Annotated in this window: 16 protein-coding genes; 4 read left to right on the forward strand and 12 right to left on the reverse strand. The window is 65.3% G+C overall.

The features are described from left to right. Positions 1–22 precede the first annotated feature (22 nt). A complete protein-coding gene (locus F562_RS0111680) occupies positions 23–958 on the forward strand; it encodes an SAM-dependent methyltransferase (protein WP_040385836.1) in 936 nt (311 codons plus the stop codon). Position 959: 1 nt separating this feature from the next. Here the strand turns inward: F562_RS0111680 and F562_RS0111685 are convergent, their stop codons facing one another. The 3 genes from F562_RS0111685 to F562_RS0111695 all read right to left on the reverse strand — a co-directional run bounded on the left by F562_RS0111685 (position 960) and on the right by F562_RS0111695 (position 3,543). After that, a complete protein-coding gene (locus F562_RS0111685; protein ID WP_156822634.1) occupies positions 960–1,949 on the reverse strand; it encodes a DUF8017 domain-containing protein in 990 nt (329 codons plus the stop codon). A gap of 43 nt (positions 1,950–1,992) precedes the next feature. Beyond that, a complete protein-coding gene (locus F562_RS0111690) occupies positions 1,993–2,928 on the reverse strand; it encodes a DUF8017 domain-containing protein (RefSeq protein WP_018157152.1) in 936 nt (311 codons plus the stop codon). 66 nt (positions 2,929–2,994) lie between these two features. Beyond that, positions 2,995–3,543 carry a CGNR zinc finger domain-containing protein gene (locus tag F562_RS0111695; protein ID WP_026181222.1) on the reverse strand — a complete coding sequence of 183 codons (549 nt, stop codon included), beginning with the start codon at positions 3,541–3,543 and terminating at the stop codon, positions 2,995–2,997. A 41-nt stretch (positions 3,544–3,584) separates the two neighbouring features. On the opposite strand from F562_RS0111695, the gene F562_RS0111700 reads away from it, so the two are divergent. The 3 genes from F562_RS0111700 to F562_RS0111710 are packed head-to-tail and all read left to right on the forward strand — an operon-like array spanning position 3,585 to position 6,550. Next, positions 3,585–4,562 carry an EamA family transporter gene (locus F562_RS0111700; RefSeq protein WP_018157154.1) on the forward strand — a complete coding sequence of 326 codons (978 nt, stop codon included), beginning with the start codon at positions 3,585–3,587 and terminating at the stop codon, positions 4,560–4,562. 17 nt (positions 4,563–4,579) lie between these two features. Then, positions 4,580–5,746 (forward strand): NADH-quinone oxidoreductase subunit D, encoded by a 1,167-nt coding sequence (locus F562_RS0111705; protein WP_018157155.1) that lies wholly within the window; start codon positions 4,580–4,582, stop codon positions 5,744–5,746. A 45-nt stretch (positions 5,747–5,791) separates the two neighbouring features. Then, a complete protein-coding gene (locus tag F562_RS0111710; RefSeq protein ID WP_018157156.1) occupies positions 5,792–6,550 on the forward strand; it encodes a hypothetical protein in 759 nt (252 codons plus the stop codon). Here F562_RS0111710 and F562_RS20230 read toward each other — a convergent pair. From F562_RS20230 to dacB, 9 genes are all read right to left on the reverse strand, one after another. Beyond that, a complete protein-coding gene (locus F562_RS20230) occupies positions 6,547–7,017 on the reverse strand; it encodes a DUF3180 domain-containing protein (protein ID WP_018157157.1) in 471 nt (156 codons plus the stop codon). The two genes, F562_RS0111710 and F562_RS20230, sit on opposite strands and share 4 nt — an antisense overlap. Continuing rightward, complete coding sequence (gene folK, locus F562_RS0111720; RefSeq protein WP_018157158.1) at positions 7,014–7,904, reverse strand: 2-amino-4-hydroxy-6-hydroxymethyldihydropteridine diphosphokinase; 891 nt, start codon at positions 7,902–7,904, stop codon at positions 7,014–7,016. The genes F562_RS20230 and folK overlap by 4 nt, the downstream gene beginning before the upstream one ends. After that, positions 7,901–8,737, reverse strand: a complete 837-nt coding sequence (gene folP, locus F562_RS0111725) for a dihydropteroate synthase (protein WP_018157159.1) — start codon at positions 8,735–8,737, stop codon at positions 7,901–7,903. Before folP ends, folK begins: the two co-directional genes overlap by 4 nt. 30 nt (positions 8,738–8,767) lie before the next feature. After that, positions 8,768–9,343: a GTP cyclohydrolase I FolE gene (gene folE, locus F562_RS0111735; RefSeq protein ID WP_018157160.1), complete on the reverse strand. Its 576-nt coding sequence runs from the start codon at positions 9,341–9,343 to the stop codon at positions 8,768–8,770. Beyond that, the gene (gene ftsH, locus F562_RS0111740; RefSeq protein ID WP_018157161.1) at positions 9,324–11,351 is read right to left on the reverse strand and encodes an ATP-dependent zinc metalloprotease FtsH; all 2,028 of its coding nucleotides are present in this window, start codon (positions 11,349–11,351) and stop codon (positions 9,324–9,326) included. Before ftsH ends, folE begins: the two co-directional genes overlap by 20 nt. 194 nt (positions 11,352–11,545) lie before the next feature. Further along, positions 11,546–12,103 carry a hypoxanthine phosphoribosyltransferase gene (gene hpt / locus F562_RS0111745; RefSeq protein ID WP_018157162.1) on the reverse strand — a complete coding sequence of 186 codons (558 nt, stop codon included), beginning with the start codon at positions 12,101–12,103 and terminating at the stop codon, positions 11,546–11,548. A gap of 32 nt (positions 12,104–12,135) precedes the next feature. Beyond that, positions 12,136–13,131, reverse strand: a complete 996-nt coding sequence (gene tilS / locus F562_RS0111750) for a tRNA lysidine(34) synthetase TilS (protein WP_018157163.1) — start codon at positions 13,129–13,131, stop codon at positions 12,136–12,138. A gap of 4 nt (positions 13,132–13,135) precedes the next feature. After that, complete coding sequence (locus F562_RS0111755; RefSeq protein WP_018157164.1) at positions 13,136–14,176, reverse strand: zinc-dependent metalloprotease; 1,041 nt, start codon at positions 14,174–14,176, stop codon at positions 13,136–13,138. 67 nt (positions 14,177–14,243) lie between these two features. Next, positions 14,244–15,659 (reverse strand): D-alanyl-D-alanine carboxypeptidase/D-alanyl-D-alanine endopeptidase, encoded by a 1,416-nt coding sequence (gene dacB, locus F562_RS18960; RefSeq protein ID WP_018157165.1) that lies wholly within the window; start codon positions 15,657–15,659, stop codon positions 14,244–14,246. Between the last annotated feature and the right edge of the window lie 106 nt (positions 15,660–15,765).

A 15,765-nucleotide genomic window follows, 5' to 3' on the forward strand; every position in this document is an offset into this window, starting at 1 on the left:
GCTAGCGCCCTACCCTGATCGGATGACATGGCGTCCATGGGAATCTGCCTGGCACGACGCGTTGTATGGACCCAATGGCTTCTACCGCCGCCACGAGGGACCTGCCGGACACTTCGCGACGTCGGCTCAAGGCATCCCCGGGGTCGGCAGGGTTCTGGCACAGGCGGTCTTGGCGCTCATGGCCAGGCACGAGCTTGGCTCATTCGTCGAGATCGGGTCTGGCCGCGGAGAACTCCTGACGACTCTGCGGACACTCGATCCCGACATCCGCCTGCAAGGGTGCGATGTGGTTCCCCGACCGGTCTATCTGCCCGACTCCATCGAGTGGCTGGAGTCACCGGGCGGTTCAGGACTGCCTGACGGACCGTTCACTGACTCGTTGGTCTTCGCCCACGAATGGCTGGATGTGATTCCGGTACCCGTTGTGGAATTGGGCACGGACGGTCCTCGTCTCGTGGAGGTCGATTCGGACGGAGATGAACGTCTGGGCGGCTCCCCGTCTCAGGAGGACCTCGGATGGTGCGAAGACCATTGGCCCCTCACGGAGTTCGGCGCTCGGGCCGAAATCGGTAGGCCTCGAGAGATCGCCTGGGAAGCCCTCTGCGAGCGCTCACCGGGCTCACTCGTCGTCGCGGTCGACTACGGGCACGAAATATCCGCCCGACCGCTCTATGGCAGCCTCACCGCATTCGTCAGCGGGCGCGAGGCCATGCCCCTACCTGACGGTTCGCGCGACATCACCGCGCACGTGGCTGTCGACACCCTGGTGGCTGCTCGACGGGTTTCCCAGCACGATGTGCTGCACGAGCTCGGCGTCATTCCTCCGCGGCCAGACCACGACTTGGCGCGCACCGACCCGCCGTCCTATCTCGCCGCGCTCGCCCACCGCCAGGCGGCACAACATGCCAGCGCCAGCCCCGGGCTCGGCGACTTCTGGTGGGTACTGCGAAAAACCTGACTTAGGACGATGGCTTCAGGCGAATGCTGTCGAGGATCTTCTCGAAGGTCTTCTCGTCCAGACCGCCCTTCGCCGACTTCAACCGTGACGCGACGACAGTGGCTGACCCACTGGACGTCGGCACCGTGGTGACGACAAGGTCGCGCTCTCGCTTCTCACAGAAATCTTCATCGAGCGACCACGGCACGGACGTGCGGATCTGGACCGCATTGGTCTTGCCGTTGTTGACCTTCACATCTTTCGCGACACCCTCCTTGTACTTCACCCGGGACTTGCCATCGCTCTTCAGCGACATGGTCTCGAGGAATTGGCTCGAGACGGAGCTCGCCGCCGACAGCGGGTCGGAGCCGGAGGTCGACTTGATGAACCCGATGAACCCCAGTGAGGTGTTTGGCTTCGCCTCGCAGTGTTTGATGCGAAAGACGGCGGGACCATCCACGAACGCACCGGCGAGCGGGTTCCTCGGGTCTGGATATCCGTACCGGCCATCCTCGAAACTCCAGGTTGGCGCGCTCTGACCGTGCATGTTCTGAAACGTTTCGGACTCTGGCGGCACGTCGAACATCAACGGTGAGTCTTCTATCGCCCCGACCCGCCATCCTTGGGTGATCGGCGTGTAGGCCGATGTTGTGGTGGACGCTCCCGGGCCCGCTGACGTCGAACTCGTACTGGCCGCCGTCGGGGTCGCCGTCGTCACTGTCTGTGTCTCCGACTCGTCGCTTCCCGCCTGACTCACCCAGTACGCCCCGCCTCCAGCGATCGCCAAGGCCGCCACGACCGCCACACCGATGGCCACACCTTTGCCCCCGCCACCCCCACTATCCGGCTCGCGGTGTGTCGGGGGCGAGGCAGGCGAGGGATCAGGCTGCGGCTGGGGAGTGCCGTAGTAGCGCTCCTGGCCATGGCCAGGAGTGCCGTAGTAGCGCTCCTGGCCATGGCCGAACTCGTTGTCTCGCCACTCTTCTGGGGGACCCCAGTTGCCCGAACTCACATCATGACCCTTCTGCTCCACCGATCCACCCGTGCACTGGCCATTAGGACGCCGGCCGGAGGGAGTTGAGGATGGCGTTCCACTGACGATCCGGAATGGAGTCCGGGTGACCAGTCCGTCGGTAGGCCACCATCGTCGCGGTGCCCTTGCCCGTCTCGAAGGCTGTCACCACGAGTTCCGTGCCAGTCGCATTGCAGCTCTTCGCATCGGAGTCTGTGTGAGCGACGGTCCCCGTGACCTGAACAGCAGGAACCTTGTGACCCGTCAGGACCACGCTCTTGGGTGGGTTTTCCTTGATCTTTTCCTTCTTACCGTCATTCGTCGTCCCCAGCGCGTCGATCCATCTGCGGAACTCGCCGCTTGCTGCGCCGAGCGGCTCCTCTGCGTGTCGGTTCGCCCACACCATCGTGCCCAGATCCCCCTGCTTGAGCGCGGCGCAGTAGTCCGGGCGATATTCCGTCGGACCGTGACCCAACACCGGCGATCCACCTTTGGGAAGGATCCCGGCTAGATCGCGAGGATCTGACGGCATGTCCCAGATCGGCATCACCTTGTCGTGTGCCGCCTTGTAACTCCCCGCGGGCGGAACGTCGAACATCGCGTTGTCCTGATCAGTGCCACGATTGGTCTGCGGCGCCGCGGGGTCCTCGGTCGGCGGGCTCGAGCTTGATGACGAGGACGGTCCACTCGAGGGTGACTGGCTCGTCGCCACGGTCTGCGTCTCCTCGTCCCCGCCGAGCATCTGCACGGCGACAACCACTCCGACGACGAGGCCGACGGCCACGAGGCAACCGACACCGATCAACGCCACCTGTCGACCGTTGCCCCCACCGGATTTCGTCGGTCCCGGCGCCCGGTCGGGCTGCTGCATCGGCGGTGGGGACTGCGGCTGCGGTTGGCGGCCGTAGTAGCGCTCTTGCCCATGACCGAACTCGTTGTCTCGCCACTCATCTGGGGGACCCCAGTTACCCGAACTCACATCTCTACCCGTCTACTCGCTCATGGCCTCATGCGTTCTGACGCAACGCCCCTGCATGTGGCTCCGTCATTGTGCCGACTGTCGAGCCCGGTACGCCGCCACATTGGCTCGATTGCCACATCCGCCGTCGCAATATCGCCGGGATCGGTTCTTGGACAGGTCAACTAGCGCGGCCTCGCAATCTTCAGCCGCACAACGACTCAGCCGCTGAAGCTCACCGGCGCGGACGACATCAACAAGCGCCATCGCGACCTCCACCGCCATGCGCGTGGCCAGTGGCGCATCGTGGGTCGTGGCGTGCAGATGCCAATCCCACTCGTCATGGCGTACCAACTGCGGGACGGCCTGGGCCTCCGAGAGCATCGCATTGGTCTCGCTCACCAGTTCAACCTCATCCAACTCCCAGAGCCGAACGAGGCGGGTACGCAACTCGTGCACACCACGCAACTCGGCCTCATCCCGATCGTGTCGCCCGGTCCAGCCCCACTCGGCGTAGAACGCATCCAGCGCCGCGACATCGGGCAGCGACTCGCCATCACCGGACCAGTCGGGGTGGGTGTTGAGCAGTCCGACAGCGCTCGCCAACGCCACTTCGGTGTCATGAGTAAAAAGCAATTTGACTCCTTAGCCGTCGGACTCATACTGTCAGGATCGTGATGCAGTTTAACTCCTTACACGATCGAGCTCGGCTGGGTTTGCCGTTGGCGATCGTGTCCGCCGCGGCGTTCGGAACCTCAGGAGCCTTCGCCAAGGCCCTCTTCACCGGCGGCTGGTCGCCCCTCGCGGCGGTCACCGCACGCATTGGCATCGCCGCGATCGTCCTCGCGATCCCCGCGATGATTGCCATGAATGGCCGCTGGCATCTGCTCCGTCGAAACACCGGCACCGTGGCGCTCTACGGACTCGCCGGCGTCGCCGGGATCCAACTGCTCTATTTCCTGGCGATTGAACGCCTTTCAGTCGGCGTGGCGCTCATGCTCGAGTACCTCTCCCCGGTGCTGCTGGTGTTGTTGGCGTGGGCCACCTCCAAACGGGCCCCGTCGGCGATGACAGCCGCCGGCACCGTGACCGCCATGATCGGCCTGGCCCTCGTGCTGGAGATTTTCGGTGGCGTTCAACTCGACCTACTTGGTGTGATCTTCGCACTCGGCGCCTCGGTGTGCTCGGCAACGTACTTCCTCGTCGCGGCCAGCACCCGAGAAGACGGGCTACCTCCCATGGCGCTCACCGGATTCGGACTCCTCGCGGGGCTAGCGTCGCTCGTGGTCGTCGCGCTGACCGGCGTCATCCCGTTTGAAGTTTCCGCTGACGATGTCGTGCTGATGGATTCGAGCGTCAGCATCGTGGTGCCGCTGATCGGACTCGGGCTGGTCGCCGCGGCGCTCGCCTACAGCACCGGTCTGATCTCGGCCCGAATCCTCGGATCGCGGGTTGCGTCCTTCGTGGCGCTGGCCGAGGTGCTCTTCGCGGTGCTCTTTGCCTGGATCGCCCTCGGTGAGATCCCGCGCGCCGTTCAACTCCTCGGTGGAGTGCTCATCGTCTCTGGGGTCATCCTGGTTCGGTTGGCCGAGCGCGACGAGGATGAGCCGAACACGCCCGCTATGACGCTGGGTCGGGAGCACGAGGCGGTCTGACCGGCATACTTGCGGTCATGACCCAGGCACCGCAGGAACTGACCGTTGGCGTGGGCGCGGGCGGCCTCGCGACGGCCGACATGGTGCTGAACATTGGGCCACAGCATCCGGCGACGCACGGCGTACTCCGATTGCGCATTGTGCTCGACGGAGAACGCATCCTTAGCGCTGAGCCCATCGTCGGCTACATGCACCGCGGCGCGGAAAAACTCTTCGAGGTACGCGACTATCGCCAGATTCTGGTGCTGGCCAATCGGCATGACTGGTTGTCGGCCTTCAGCAACGAGATCGGACTCGTGCTGACCATCGAGCGCATGCTCGGCATGGACGTTCCCGAACGCGCTACCTGGACCCGCACCCTCCTCGCCGAACTCAACCGCGTCCTCAACCACTTGATGTTCCTCGGCTCCTACCCGCTCGAACTCGGCGCCATCACCCCCATGTTCTATGCCTTCCGCGAGCGCGAAGACCTGCAAGCGGTAATGGAAGAAATCTCCGGCGGGCGAATGCACTACATGTTCAACCGGGTTGGCGGTTTGCGTGACGACCTCCCGGCGGGCTGGCTGGATCGGACATCCGCGGCCATTGACCTCGTACGCGGCCGACTGCCTGACCTGGAAAGCATGTTGATCGGCAATGAGATCCTGCATGGGCGGACGCGCGGGGTGGGCGTTCTTGCCCCAGAATTGGCCCTCGAGTACGGCGTCTCCGGGCCGATCGCGCGGGCCAGTGGCATCGATGTTGATCTACGTCGCGACCAGCCCTACCTGGCCTACGAGGAGTTGTTCGCCAAGGGCGGGCCGGGACGGGTCGTGACTCGCACCGAGGGCGACTGCCTGGCGCGGCTCGAAGTGCTGTTGGAGCAGGTCCACGTCAGCCTCGATCTGGCTGAGGCCTGCGTGGACACGCTGCGCGGCCTCTCAGCCGGTCCGATCAATGTGCGTCTGCCGAAGGTCCTCAAGGTGCCCGAAGGGGATGGCTACACGGCCACGGAAAACCCGTTGGGCTTCAACGGCTATTACTTGGTGTCCCGGGGTGAGAAGACGCCGTGGCGGCTCAAACTGCGGTCCGCGTCATTCAACAATGTGGCGGTGCTGCGCGAATTGCTCCCCGGCACCCTGCTCGCCGATATGGTCGCCATTCTCGGTTCGACGTTCTTTGTCGTCGGCGACGTCGATAAATAGTGTTAACTGGCTCACACCATTTGGTCGCAACCTGGGGGACACATCATGCGCACAGCAGTGGCAACAGTCGGACTGGCAACGCTCGCAGCAGGAGTCGGCGGCGGGAGTTACCCGGCATCCGCAGCAGCCGACGATCTCGTCAACTACACCTGCACCTCTTCTGAGGCCGCATTCTCCGGTCCCTGGACGGTCGAGGCGGACCTCGGGATCTACCCTCTGCCTGTCGCGGGCGGCGACCTGAGCATCGACTCCTCCGCAATGTACCTGAAGTCGAGCCCCGCTCTGGCCGACGAGTTGCGAAAGCGATATGACCCGACCGAGTTCGAGATATCGAACGACTTGACCTACCAAATCGGCGACAAGACTGGACACACCAAAATCGTTGTCGACGGGTCCAACCCATTCCCTGAGGAAGGCAAGGGGCTTAGTTACTCGGCCGAGTTGACGTTCTCAGACACACCTCAGGCCCCTGAGGTGCCCGGGGCCTATGACCTCACGATCGAAAACATGACCATGAACGTCAAGCTGTCGCACGACGGCACCACGACTGATCTGGCGTTTGACTGCGCCCCCGCCGCGGGCGCCAACAATGTGCTGTACCCGATCGAGGTGCAGCCGGCTGCGACCTCGGCTTCACCAGGGTCCGACTCCCCGACAACATCCACCTCAACCGTGAGCGGCCCGCCCGTCGAGACCGGAGTCAGCCGAGACGACACCAATAGCGGTGCGGTCGCGCTAGGGATTCTCGGCGTTGGTGGCGTCGCGGCGCTAACGGCTGCCGCTCGCCGTCGGCTCAGGGACTAAGCACGCTGCTCGTCATCATCCTGCGGAGGGATGCGGCACCAGGACTGGGCGACCAAGCCCGCCGAGGCCAGACCGAGGCTGACCGCGGTGAGCACCAACGCTAGCCACATCGCCGAGGCCTGGCTGGGAATGGCAGCGTTTGGCATCCGGATCAGCGCTTCGCCCGCATAAAAACCAGCGACCACACCCCCGGTGAGGGCGCAGGCGCGGGCTGCCACCAGCACGCCTCGACCAAACTGCGGGGTGGGTGGCTCCGGATTCTTGCCTTCGACGTAGGACCGAATGGACCACGCACAACTCAGCAAGCCGACCGCAACCAACACGATGATCGCCACGGTGAACCACGAGTTGCGCGGCAATGCCACACCGCGGTCGGACAGCACCCGCAGCAGGAAGTAGGACAGCGCCAACGCGATACCGCCACTGAAAACCACTGTGCGGGCTTTGAGTCCGCTGTCCTCAGTCATCGTAACCACTCCGGCCCCGGGCGTACGCCATCTGTGCCCAACTCTTGCAGAACGTCCGCGACGGGCGTGATGCGATCACCGACTCGAACGTGTGCCTGCGGGTCGGCATCGAGCCACGGCGTCAGCACGAATGCGCGCTCGTGTGCCCGCGGGTGTGGAACGGTGAGTTCGCTTGTTTCAGAAGCGAATTCGCTCGGATCACCGGGCGTGCCGTACTGGATCAGGTCGAGGTCGAGTGTTCGAGCGCCCCAGCGCACGTCGCGGGTTCGGCCGTACCAGTTCTCGATGAGGTGCAGTTTTTCCAGCATGGTCCACGGCGCCAATCGCGTGCGCCCGACCACCACGGCATTGAGGTAGTCAGGCTGGTCGGGTCCGCCCACCGGGTCGGTCATATACAGGTCCGACACTGCGAGCACCCGCATCGCCGGATCGGACCGGATCGCCTCAAGCGCACTCACCAGGGTTCGCTCACGCCGCCCCAGATTGGCCCCAAGCGCCACCACGAACGCCGCATCACGCTCACGACGAATCGTCACCGATGGGCCGCCCGATTCCGGGTCCTGAAAGGTGACACCGGCCGGTGCGTGCGGCTTGTGCAGGGTGACCTCTACCGCTTCGACAGCCAGGTATGCCAACGCGGCGGTGGCGATGCGGTCGACCAGCGTCTCGATTAAATCGACTGGCGGTCCGGCGAGAATGGCCTCGGCTGCCTGAGCGATATCGGCATAGGAGACGGTCCGGCTGAGGTCGTCAGAGAGGCCCGCAGCGGTGAGGTCAACTTCTAGGGTGATGTCGGCGATGAAAGGCTGCGGGTCGACCTTTTCGTGCTCCAGCACCCCGTGGCAGGACACCACGCGGAGGCCTTCAAGGTGGATGCGATCAGTCATGGCCGCGCTGCCTGCACCGCCGCCACCACTTCAATCGCGGCGCGCGTCGAGGGCACATCGTGAACGCGGATTCCCCAGACCCCGGCCTGCGCCAGCAGCACGCTCGTGGCCGCCGTCGCGAGGTCGCGCTCTGGCGCGGGCACCGGCTCGCCATCGCCTGCGCCGATCTGCCCGAGAAAGCCCTTGCGTGAGGTGCCCACCAATACGGGCAGCGCCAGACCGTCGAATGCCGCGAGGTCCGCCAGTAGCGTCCAGTTGTGTTCGTGGCTCTTGGCAAACCCCAAACCAGGGTCGACCACGAGGCGATCGCGCGAAATGCCCTGCCCAACAAGAACTTCGACGCGCTCGGCCAGCTCGGAGTAAACCTCGCTCACCACGTCCGAATAGACCGCACGGGTCTGCATATCGTGACTGTGCCCGCGCCAGTGCATCACCAGGAACGGCACCCCAAGACTGGCCACCACCGGCGCCATGGCCGAATCTGCAAGCCCGCCACTTACGTCGTTCACCAGCGCAGCACCATGGTCAACAGCGCGCGCGGCGACCGAGGAACGCATGGTGTCCACGCTCACCGTCGCCCCGGCCGCGGCCAGTTCGGTCACGACCGGAAGCACCCGGCGCAACTCTTCGTCTTCATCGACTCGACGCGCACCAGGACGCGTCGACTCCCCACCGATGTCGAGGAGGTCGGCGCCTTGCTCGATCAGTGCCACCCCGTGGCGTACGGCCGCGCTCCCATCGAGATGGCGACCACCGTCCGAGAATGAATCTGGGGTCACATTGACGACCCCCATCACGAGCGGACGGTCGACGGGGCGCTGGGGAAGGCTCATGGGCTAGGCCGCGGTCACGGGGCTCATGGGCTACGCCGAGGTCACGAGGCTCATGGCCTCGGCACGCGTCGTCGGGTCACGCAACGATCCGCGTACGGCGGACGTGATGGTCCGGGCCCCGGGCTTGCGTACCCCGCGCATCGACATGCACAGGTGCTCGCATTCCAACACCACCAGCGCACCGCTCGCGCTGAGATGTTGCATCATCGCGTCGGCGATCTGGCCGGTGAGGCGCTCCTGAACTTGGGGACGCTTGGCAAACACATCGACCAGCCGCGCCAGTTTGGACAGACCGGTCACCCGGCCCTCCTGGTTGGGGATGTAGGCCACATGCGCCTTGCCGTGAAACGGCACCAAGTGATGCTCACAGGTCGAGTAGACCTCGATGTCTTTGACCAAAACCAACTCGTCGTGATCCACATCAAAGGTGCGCTGCAGGACATCCTCGGGCCGCTGCCGCAGGCCCGCGAAGGCCTCCACATAGGCGCGCGCCACCCGGTCCGGCGTGTCCTTCAAACCCTCGCGGTCGGGGTCCTCCCCCACCGCGATGAGCAACTCCCTGACAGCCGCGCTCGCGCGGGGGAGATCAATGTGCTCCTGGCTCATATCCGCGGTCCGGGGACTCGATCGTGGCTTCCGGCGCGTGCGGCTGCACGTGCTGCTTCTCTTCGGCAGGCGGCTGCTCACCGCGAGCCATGGCCTCCCGCTCTTGCGGAGTCATGACCGGTGGCCGATCGCTGACGGTCCGGACGTCGCTAGACAGCCACACCGGCCGGGTCGGACGCTTGCGCACCTCGCGGAAAACTTCGGCGATTTGGTGCTCGTTCAGCGTTTCCTTCTCCAGGAGCTCCAGCACCAGGGCGTCCAGGACGTCGCGGTTGTCGTTGAGGGCATACCACGCCTCATCATGGGCGGCATCGATCAACCGACGAACTTCCTCGTCGACCACAGCAGCCATGCCTTCGGAGTAGTCGCGCTCGTGACCCATGTCGCGGCCTAGGAACACCTCAGAGTTAGCCTGTCCGAGCTTGATCGCACCGATCCGCTCGCTCATGCCGAACTGGGTGACCATCTTGCGGGCCATCCCGGTCGCTTTCTCGATGTCGTTCGACGCACCCGTGCTCGGGTCGTGGAAGACGATCTCTTCGGCGACCCGGCCGCCAAGGGCGTAGGCCAACTGGTCGAGTAGCTCGTTGCGGGTCGTGGAGTATTTGTCATCCGCCGGAAGCACCATCGTGTAGCCGAGGGCACGCCCGCGCGGCAGGATCGTCACCTTGCTCACCGGGTCGGTGTAGTTGAGCGCCGCAGCAACCAGGGCATGCCCACCCTCGTGGTAGGCGGTGATCTTGCGCTCCTTGGCGCTCATCACGCGGGTGCGCTTCTGCGGACCAGCCATCACTCGGTCAATGGCCTCATCCAGGGCCGCGTTGTCCACCACTCGCCCGTTGGTACGCGCGGTCAGCAGTGCGGCTTCGTTGAGGACGTTGGCCAGATCGGCTCCCGAGAAGCCCGGGGTACGCCGAGCGACCATAAGCAGGTCGACGTCATCACTCATGGGCTTGCCCTTGGCGTGCACCTGCAGAATGTGGTGCCGTCCGGCCATATCGGGCGCTTCGACCGCGATCTGCCGGTCGAATCGGCCCGGGCGCAGCAACGCCGGGTCCAGGATGTCTGGCCGGTTGGTCGCGGCAATGAGGATGACGTTGGTCGTGACGTCGAAGCCGTCCATCTCGACCAGCAGCTGGTTGAGGGTCTGTTCCCGCTCGTCGTGGCCACCGCCGAGGCCAGCGCCACGGTGCCGTCCGACAGCGTCGATCTCGTCGACGAAAATGATGGCGGGGGCATTGGTCTTGGCCTGCTCGAACAGGTCGCGTACTCGCGAGGCGCCGACGCCGACAAACATCTCGACAAAGTCAGAACCGGAGATGGTGTAGAACGGCACCCCGGCCTCACCCGCGACCGCGCGAGCCAGCAGGGTTTTACCGGTGCCGGGCGGGCCATACAGCAGCACGCCCTTGGGGATCTTGGCGCCCACCTCGAGGAACTTGCGGGGCTCGGCGAGGAATTCTTTGATCTCGTGGAGTTCTTCGACGGCTTCGTCTGATCCAGCCACGTCCGCGAACGTGACTTTGGGCATGTCCTTGGATGCGAGCTTGGCCTTGGACTTGCCGAATTGCATGACCCGGCCGCCACCACCCTGCATTCGCGACATGAGGAACCAGAACAAACCCACCAGCAGGAGCAGCGGCAGCATGGTCATCAACAAGCTGACGAAGACGTTTTGCTGCTCGGGGTCGTCGGTGAAGCCGTCGGCTGGCGCGTTCTCGTTGAGTGCGCGGACGATCTGCTCGCCGCGCGCGTCGACATAGAACGCCTGCACGGTGTCGGTGTTTTTGACGTCACCGACGTCTTGAGCCGACTTCAGGGTGAGATCGACTCGGTCTGGGGTGACCTTGGCCGACTTGACCTGGCCCTTCTCGATGAGCGTGATGGCTTGGGAAGTATCGACCTTCTCGAACCCGCCCGACGTGCCGACGGAGTACCACAGGAACCCGATCGCCACGACGAGGACGATCCAAAAACCCGGTGCCCGGGCGAGACGCTTAGCGTTCATGTAGCTGCGAGGCCGTCACGGCCCCGATCCTTCCTGCTCAAGTAGTCGACGGCAGCCCCCGGATGGATGCCACTGGCTCCGCATGCCGCCAGGGGTCTAAGCCCCGACGACCGTACACGTCCGGCAATCTCGCCCGCAGATGCGGGGCGACACCGGTTCAGGTTGGCAAACGTCCGAGGTGCGCGTGATGTTCCTTAGCTGTAGACGTGCGGCGCCAAGGTGCCGATGTCGCGCAGGTTTCGATAGCGCTCGTCGTAGTCCAGGCCGTATCCCACGACAAACTCATCGGGAATGTCGAATCCGACGTACTTGCAGTCAATGTGCACCTTGGCAGCGTCCGGTTTGCGCAGCAGCGTGCAGATTTCTACCGATGCTGGCGCGCGCGACTCCAAGTTCGAGCGGATCCACGACAGCGTCAGACCGGAGTCGATGATGTCCTCCACGATCAGGACATGGCGGTCGGTGATATCGGTATCGAGGTCTTTGAGGATGCGCACCACTCCCGAACTCTTGGTGCCAGAACCATAGGAGGACACGGCCATCCAGTCCATCGGCACGCTGCCGGGCAGGGCTCGCATGAGGTCGGCCATCACCAGGACGGCGCCTTTGAGAACACCCACCAGCAAGAGCTGATCGCGCTGTGGGCCGTAGTCCTGCCAGATTTCCTGGCCTAGCTCGGCGAGCCGCTGCTGAATCTGCGGCTCCGTATAGAGCACCTTCTCCAGGTCGCTGCCCATATGGTCGGCGTCCACGCTCGCTCCTCCGCTGGTTGGTCAGTCCGCACTCATTCAACCGGACGGCGCGGGCCGAAGGCGAGCGCACCCCGTACCCGCTGCGCCTGGAGCCCTCCTGGCAGATCGATCGGCCCCTGCCCACGCCAATCCGTGATGAGCCGGTCTAGCTCGGTCAGCTGCCCGAAATTGAGCGCCGACGCATCGGCTCCCGCCTCCAACGCGAGCCGTCGCAGGGCACGGGTACGCACCGCTCTCGGCAGGTCGACGAGGTCGGCCACCGCGATGCCCTCCGAAGCCGTGCCCGCACATCCGGCGAGCGTCGATTCGGCCCAGTGGGCGAGGGCCTCCTCATCGTCGCGCGCTCGGCGGGATGTCCGCGCCAGGTTGGCGCGAAGGTCCCCGCCGAGACGGCCGGTCAGGTCGGCGAGGAGCCGGCGAGCGCGGACCCTGGCAAAAGTCTCATCCTCGTTGTGTGGGTCCTGCCAGGGCTGCACGCCCAACGCCTCGCATGCGGCCTCGGTGTGTTCGCGGGTGATATCGAGAAACGGCCGAACGAGGGTCGCTGATACCGGGGACATACCGCTCAAGGACCGCGCACCGGAGCCCCGCAAGAGGCCGAGCAGCACCTGTTCGGCCTGATCGTCGCGAGTATGCGCCGTCGCGACGTGTACGGCGCGCTGGGCCACCCTCGATGTTTCGAGGGCGGCATAACGTGCCCGTCTCGCGGCGGCCTCTGGACCCTCGCCTTCGAGGTTCACCTGGACGGTACGCACCTCGACAGGCGCGAGTCCGAGTTCACGGCACTGCGCTGCGGCTCGGTCCGCGACCTCGTGGGAGTGGGCCTGCAGCCCGTGGTCCACGATCACTGCGCCAGCGCGCAGGGTCATCCGGGGCGCCTCAAAGGACAGTGCCGCGGCGAGCGCCAACGAGTCGGCGCCACCGCTCACGGCGGCGAGAATGAGTGAATCGGGCGGCAGGGACAGCGCTGTGAGTGCTTCTCGTACCGCCACCCGAGTGTGGGCGACGGCCGGCGACGGACCGGCCATGCGCTCAGCCGTGCACCCGCGCAACCCACGCGGGCGGGTCAGCGATCTCGGTGGGGAGCGGGAGGGTTTCTGGCGAGGTCCAGACGGTGTTGAACCCGTCCAGTCCGACCTGGTCGATCACCGTCCGGACGAAAATGGCGCCGTCGCGATACTGGCGCATCTTGGCCTCGAGCCCGAGCAATCGGCGCAGCAGCCGATCCGGCCCGAAACCGCCCGCACGACGCGCGTCGAATTTCTTGCGAATGTCGGCCACCGACGGCACGATCTGCGGCCCGACCTCATCCATCACGACATCGGCGTGGCCTTCCAGCAGCGACATCACCGCGGTGACCTTGGCGACCTCAGCCCGCTGCTCTGGGGTCGTGAACAGGTCGGTGAGTCCACCGCCGCCGCCGCGCACGACCTCTGGCAGCCGCGCCACCACCTGCTGCATGCGCTCAGGGAGCTGTTCCGGGTCGGGAACCAGGTCGATCATCAGTTCGCGCGCACTGGTGATCACATGCTCACGCAACCACGGCACGGCCGTGAACTGCACGCGATGGGTCTCTTCGTGCAGGCATACCCAGAGCCGGAAATCGTGCGGGTCGACACCGAGTTCACGTTCCACCTTGACGATGTTGGGCGCCACCAGCATCAGGCTCGGCTGACCCTCAGGCGCCAAGTCGAACTGTCCAAGCACTTTGGAGGACACGTAGCCCAGCAGCGCACCAACCTCGGCGCCAGCGATCTTGGCGCCAACAGCGCGTACGCGCGGCCCCGCCAAACGCTGCGCGGTAATGCGCTCAACAGCCGGTTGAACCAGGGCACCCATCGAACCGGCGTTGACGTCAATCCAGGTCGTGCGATCCACGACATGCACGGGCGTCTGGGTCGAGCCCGGGTTAAGGCGCGCGGTGTCGGCCACGGGCTGATGAGCTCGCTCGGCGGCCGACCGCAATTCCTCGACGACCACCCGCGCGTTTGCGACGCTGGTCTTGGGTCCGTCGGAGGCGATGCGATGGCCCGTCTTGCGGGCAACATCCCAGTCGATGTACGTCTGGCTCATGGTGGCGACTCTAACGAGGCTCCAGCGCGGTGCCCTCAGCCGTCGGTTCGGTCGTCCGCTTGCAGGTTTAACAGCCACATTTCGCGAGAGCGCTAATCACTCGATCGAGGTCGGCCCGGGTCTGCACCGGACCGGCAGCGGCCTTGCCGTTGCTCACGATGGTGAAGACAAGCTCCCGACCGTCCTGGGTCACCAGGGTGCCCGCGAGGCTGCTGACACCGGGAAGGCTGCCGGTTTTAGCCCGGACGATTCCGCGCCCAGCCTCGGCACCCTTGATGAAGAACCGATCATCGAGCGTCCCGTTGAGCGAGGCTACGGGAAACTGCGCAACGACCTCTTGGAAGGCGGGCGCCTTCCCTGTGACCCCACGCATCAGCACATCGGTGATGACTCGGGCCGGGATCGTGGTGCCGTCGGCGAGCCCGGCGGCGTCCCGCAGTCGCACGCCGCGCACGTCGATGCCGTCCGCGCGCAGCACTCCGACTACCCACGCAGTGACCGACGTCGTGTCGCCCGGCACGCCCTGGGCTGCCGCGCCCTGGCGAACCAGGGACTCGATCATGGCGTTGTCACTGCTTCGCATGGCCAGCCCGAGTACGGCGCTGAGGGGAGCAGAGCGCACGACGCCCAACTGCTTGGCGTCGGTGGGAGCTGTGGTCTTTTGTCCCACGGTCGCCGTGATGCCCTGTCGCTGCAGCGCCTTCACGAACGCCTCGGACGCACTCTTGGCTGGGTCTTGCGGTGGGGCGTTGCCTGGGTCGGAGCGGTCCTCGTCCAGGCCGAGCATGGAGATCCGGGTAGTGAAGCCCTGATCGACGACGTCCTGGCTCCAGGTCGATGCCTGCAGTGGGCCGGGGGCATAGCTCAGATCCCAGCTGATCTGAACCTCGGTGCGCCCTTCGGCCTTGAGCTTGATCGCGACCTGCTGGGCCAAGTCTCCCAACCCAGCGTGGCCCCTCACGGCGTCGGGATCACCTGCGCCAGTGCCGAGCGCGGTGTCGCCCCCTGCGACGAGAACAACCTTGCCATCTCCGCCTGATACGGCGGTCGTCGCCAGGGTCCGGTCGGCGCCGAGTGTCTTGGCCACGGCGTACGCCGACAGCACCTTGGTGATAGAGGCTGGTGTGAGCGCTGCGTCGGGTGCTTTTTGGTAGAGCCGAGTTCCGGTCTTGGCGTCGCGCACGTCAAGGGCGGTGGTGCCCAAACTCTTGGCGCCGACCAGCGGGGCGATCGCGGCGCGTAAGGCTGCGCGATCTGGCATCGGCCCCTTGAGCGTCCCGGTCTGCTGGGGCAGCTGCGGTGCGGAAGGGACTCGGACGTTCTGTGGCGGCGCCGACTCGCCGGGCAGGGGGACCGGTTCGCGCGGCGCATCTGCGGTGGTGAGGACGCCAGGGACGATGTCGACGGCGTCGAGGGTGGCATACGCAGCGACGAGCACGACCACGGCCGACGAACCGGCCAAGATCTTGCGACTTCTGCGCACGAGGCCCCCCTTCGCTCGCGTGAATGCGCCTCGTGGGAGAGACTAACCCGCAAAGAGTGCTCGCCGTTTCTCGCGAGTGACACCGACAGAAGGCAAGGAACACAGG

This window comes from Demetria terragena DSM 11295 (genome assembly GCF_000376825.1).
GTDB classification, from domain to species: Bacteria; Actinomycetota; Actinomycetes; order Actinomycetales; family Dermatophilaceae; genus Demetria; species Demetria terragena.

What these genes read in the sequence shown, in the direction of transcription:
- folK (WP_018157158.1), bottom strand. Translation starts at nt 7,904, where the DNA reads ATGACTGATCGCATCCACCTTGAAGGCCTCCGCGTGGTGTCCTGCCAC.
- ftsH (WP_018157161.1), bottom strand. Translation starts at nt 11,351, where the DNA reads ATGAACGCTAAGCGTCTCGCCCGGGCACCGGGTTTTTGGATCGTCCTC.
- F562_RS20230 (WP_018157157.1), bottom strand. Translation starts at nt 7,017, where the DNA reads ATGACTGAGGACAGCGGACTCAAAGCCCGCACAGTGGTTTTCAGTGGC.
- folP (WP_018157159.1), bottom strand. Translation starts at nt 8,737, where the DNA reads ATGAGCCTTCCCCAGCGCCCCGTCGACCGTCCGCTCGTGATGGGGGTC.
- F562_RS0111705 (WP_018157155.1), top strand. Translation starts at nt 4,580, where the DNA reads ATGACCCAGGCACCGCAGGAACTGACCGTTGGCGTGGGCGCGGGCGGC.
- F562_RS0111755 (WP_018157164.1), bottom strand. Translation starts at nt 14,176, where the DNA reads ATGAGCCAGACGTACATCGACTGGGATGTTGCCCGCAAGACGGGCCAT.
- F562_RS0111710 (WP_018157156.1), top strand. Translation starts at nt 5,792, where the DNA reads ATGCGCACAGCAGTGGCAACAGTCGGACTGGCAACGCTCGCAGCAGGA.
- folE (WP_018157160.1), bottom strand. Translation starts at nt 9,343, where the DNA reads ATGAGCCAGGAGCACATTGATCTCCCCCGCGCGAGCGCGGCTGTCAGG.
- F562_RS0111700 (WP_018157154.1), top strand. Translation starts at nt 3,585, where the DNA reads ATGCAGTTTAACTCCTTACACGATCGAGCTCGGCTGGGTTTGCCGTTG.
- F562_RS0111680 (WP_040385836.1), top strand. Translation starts at nt 23, where the DNA reads ATGACATGGCGTCCATGGGAATCTGCCTGGCACGACGCGTTGTATGGA.
- tilS (WP_018157163.1), bottom strand. Translation starts at nt 13,131, where the DNA reads ATGGCCGGTCCGTCGCCGGCCGTCGCCCACACTCGGGTGGCGGTACGA.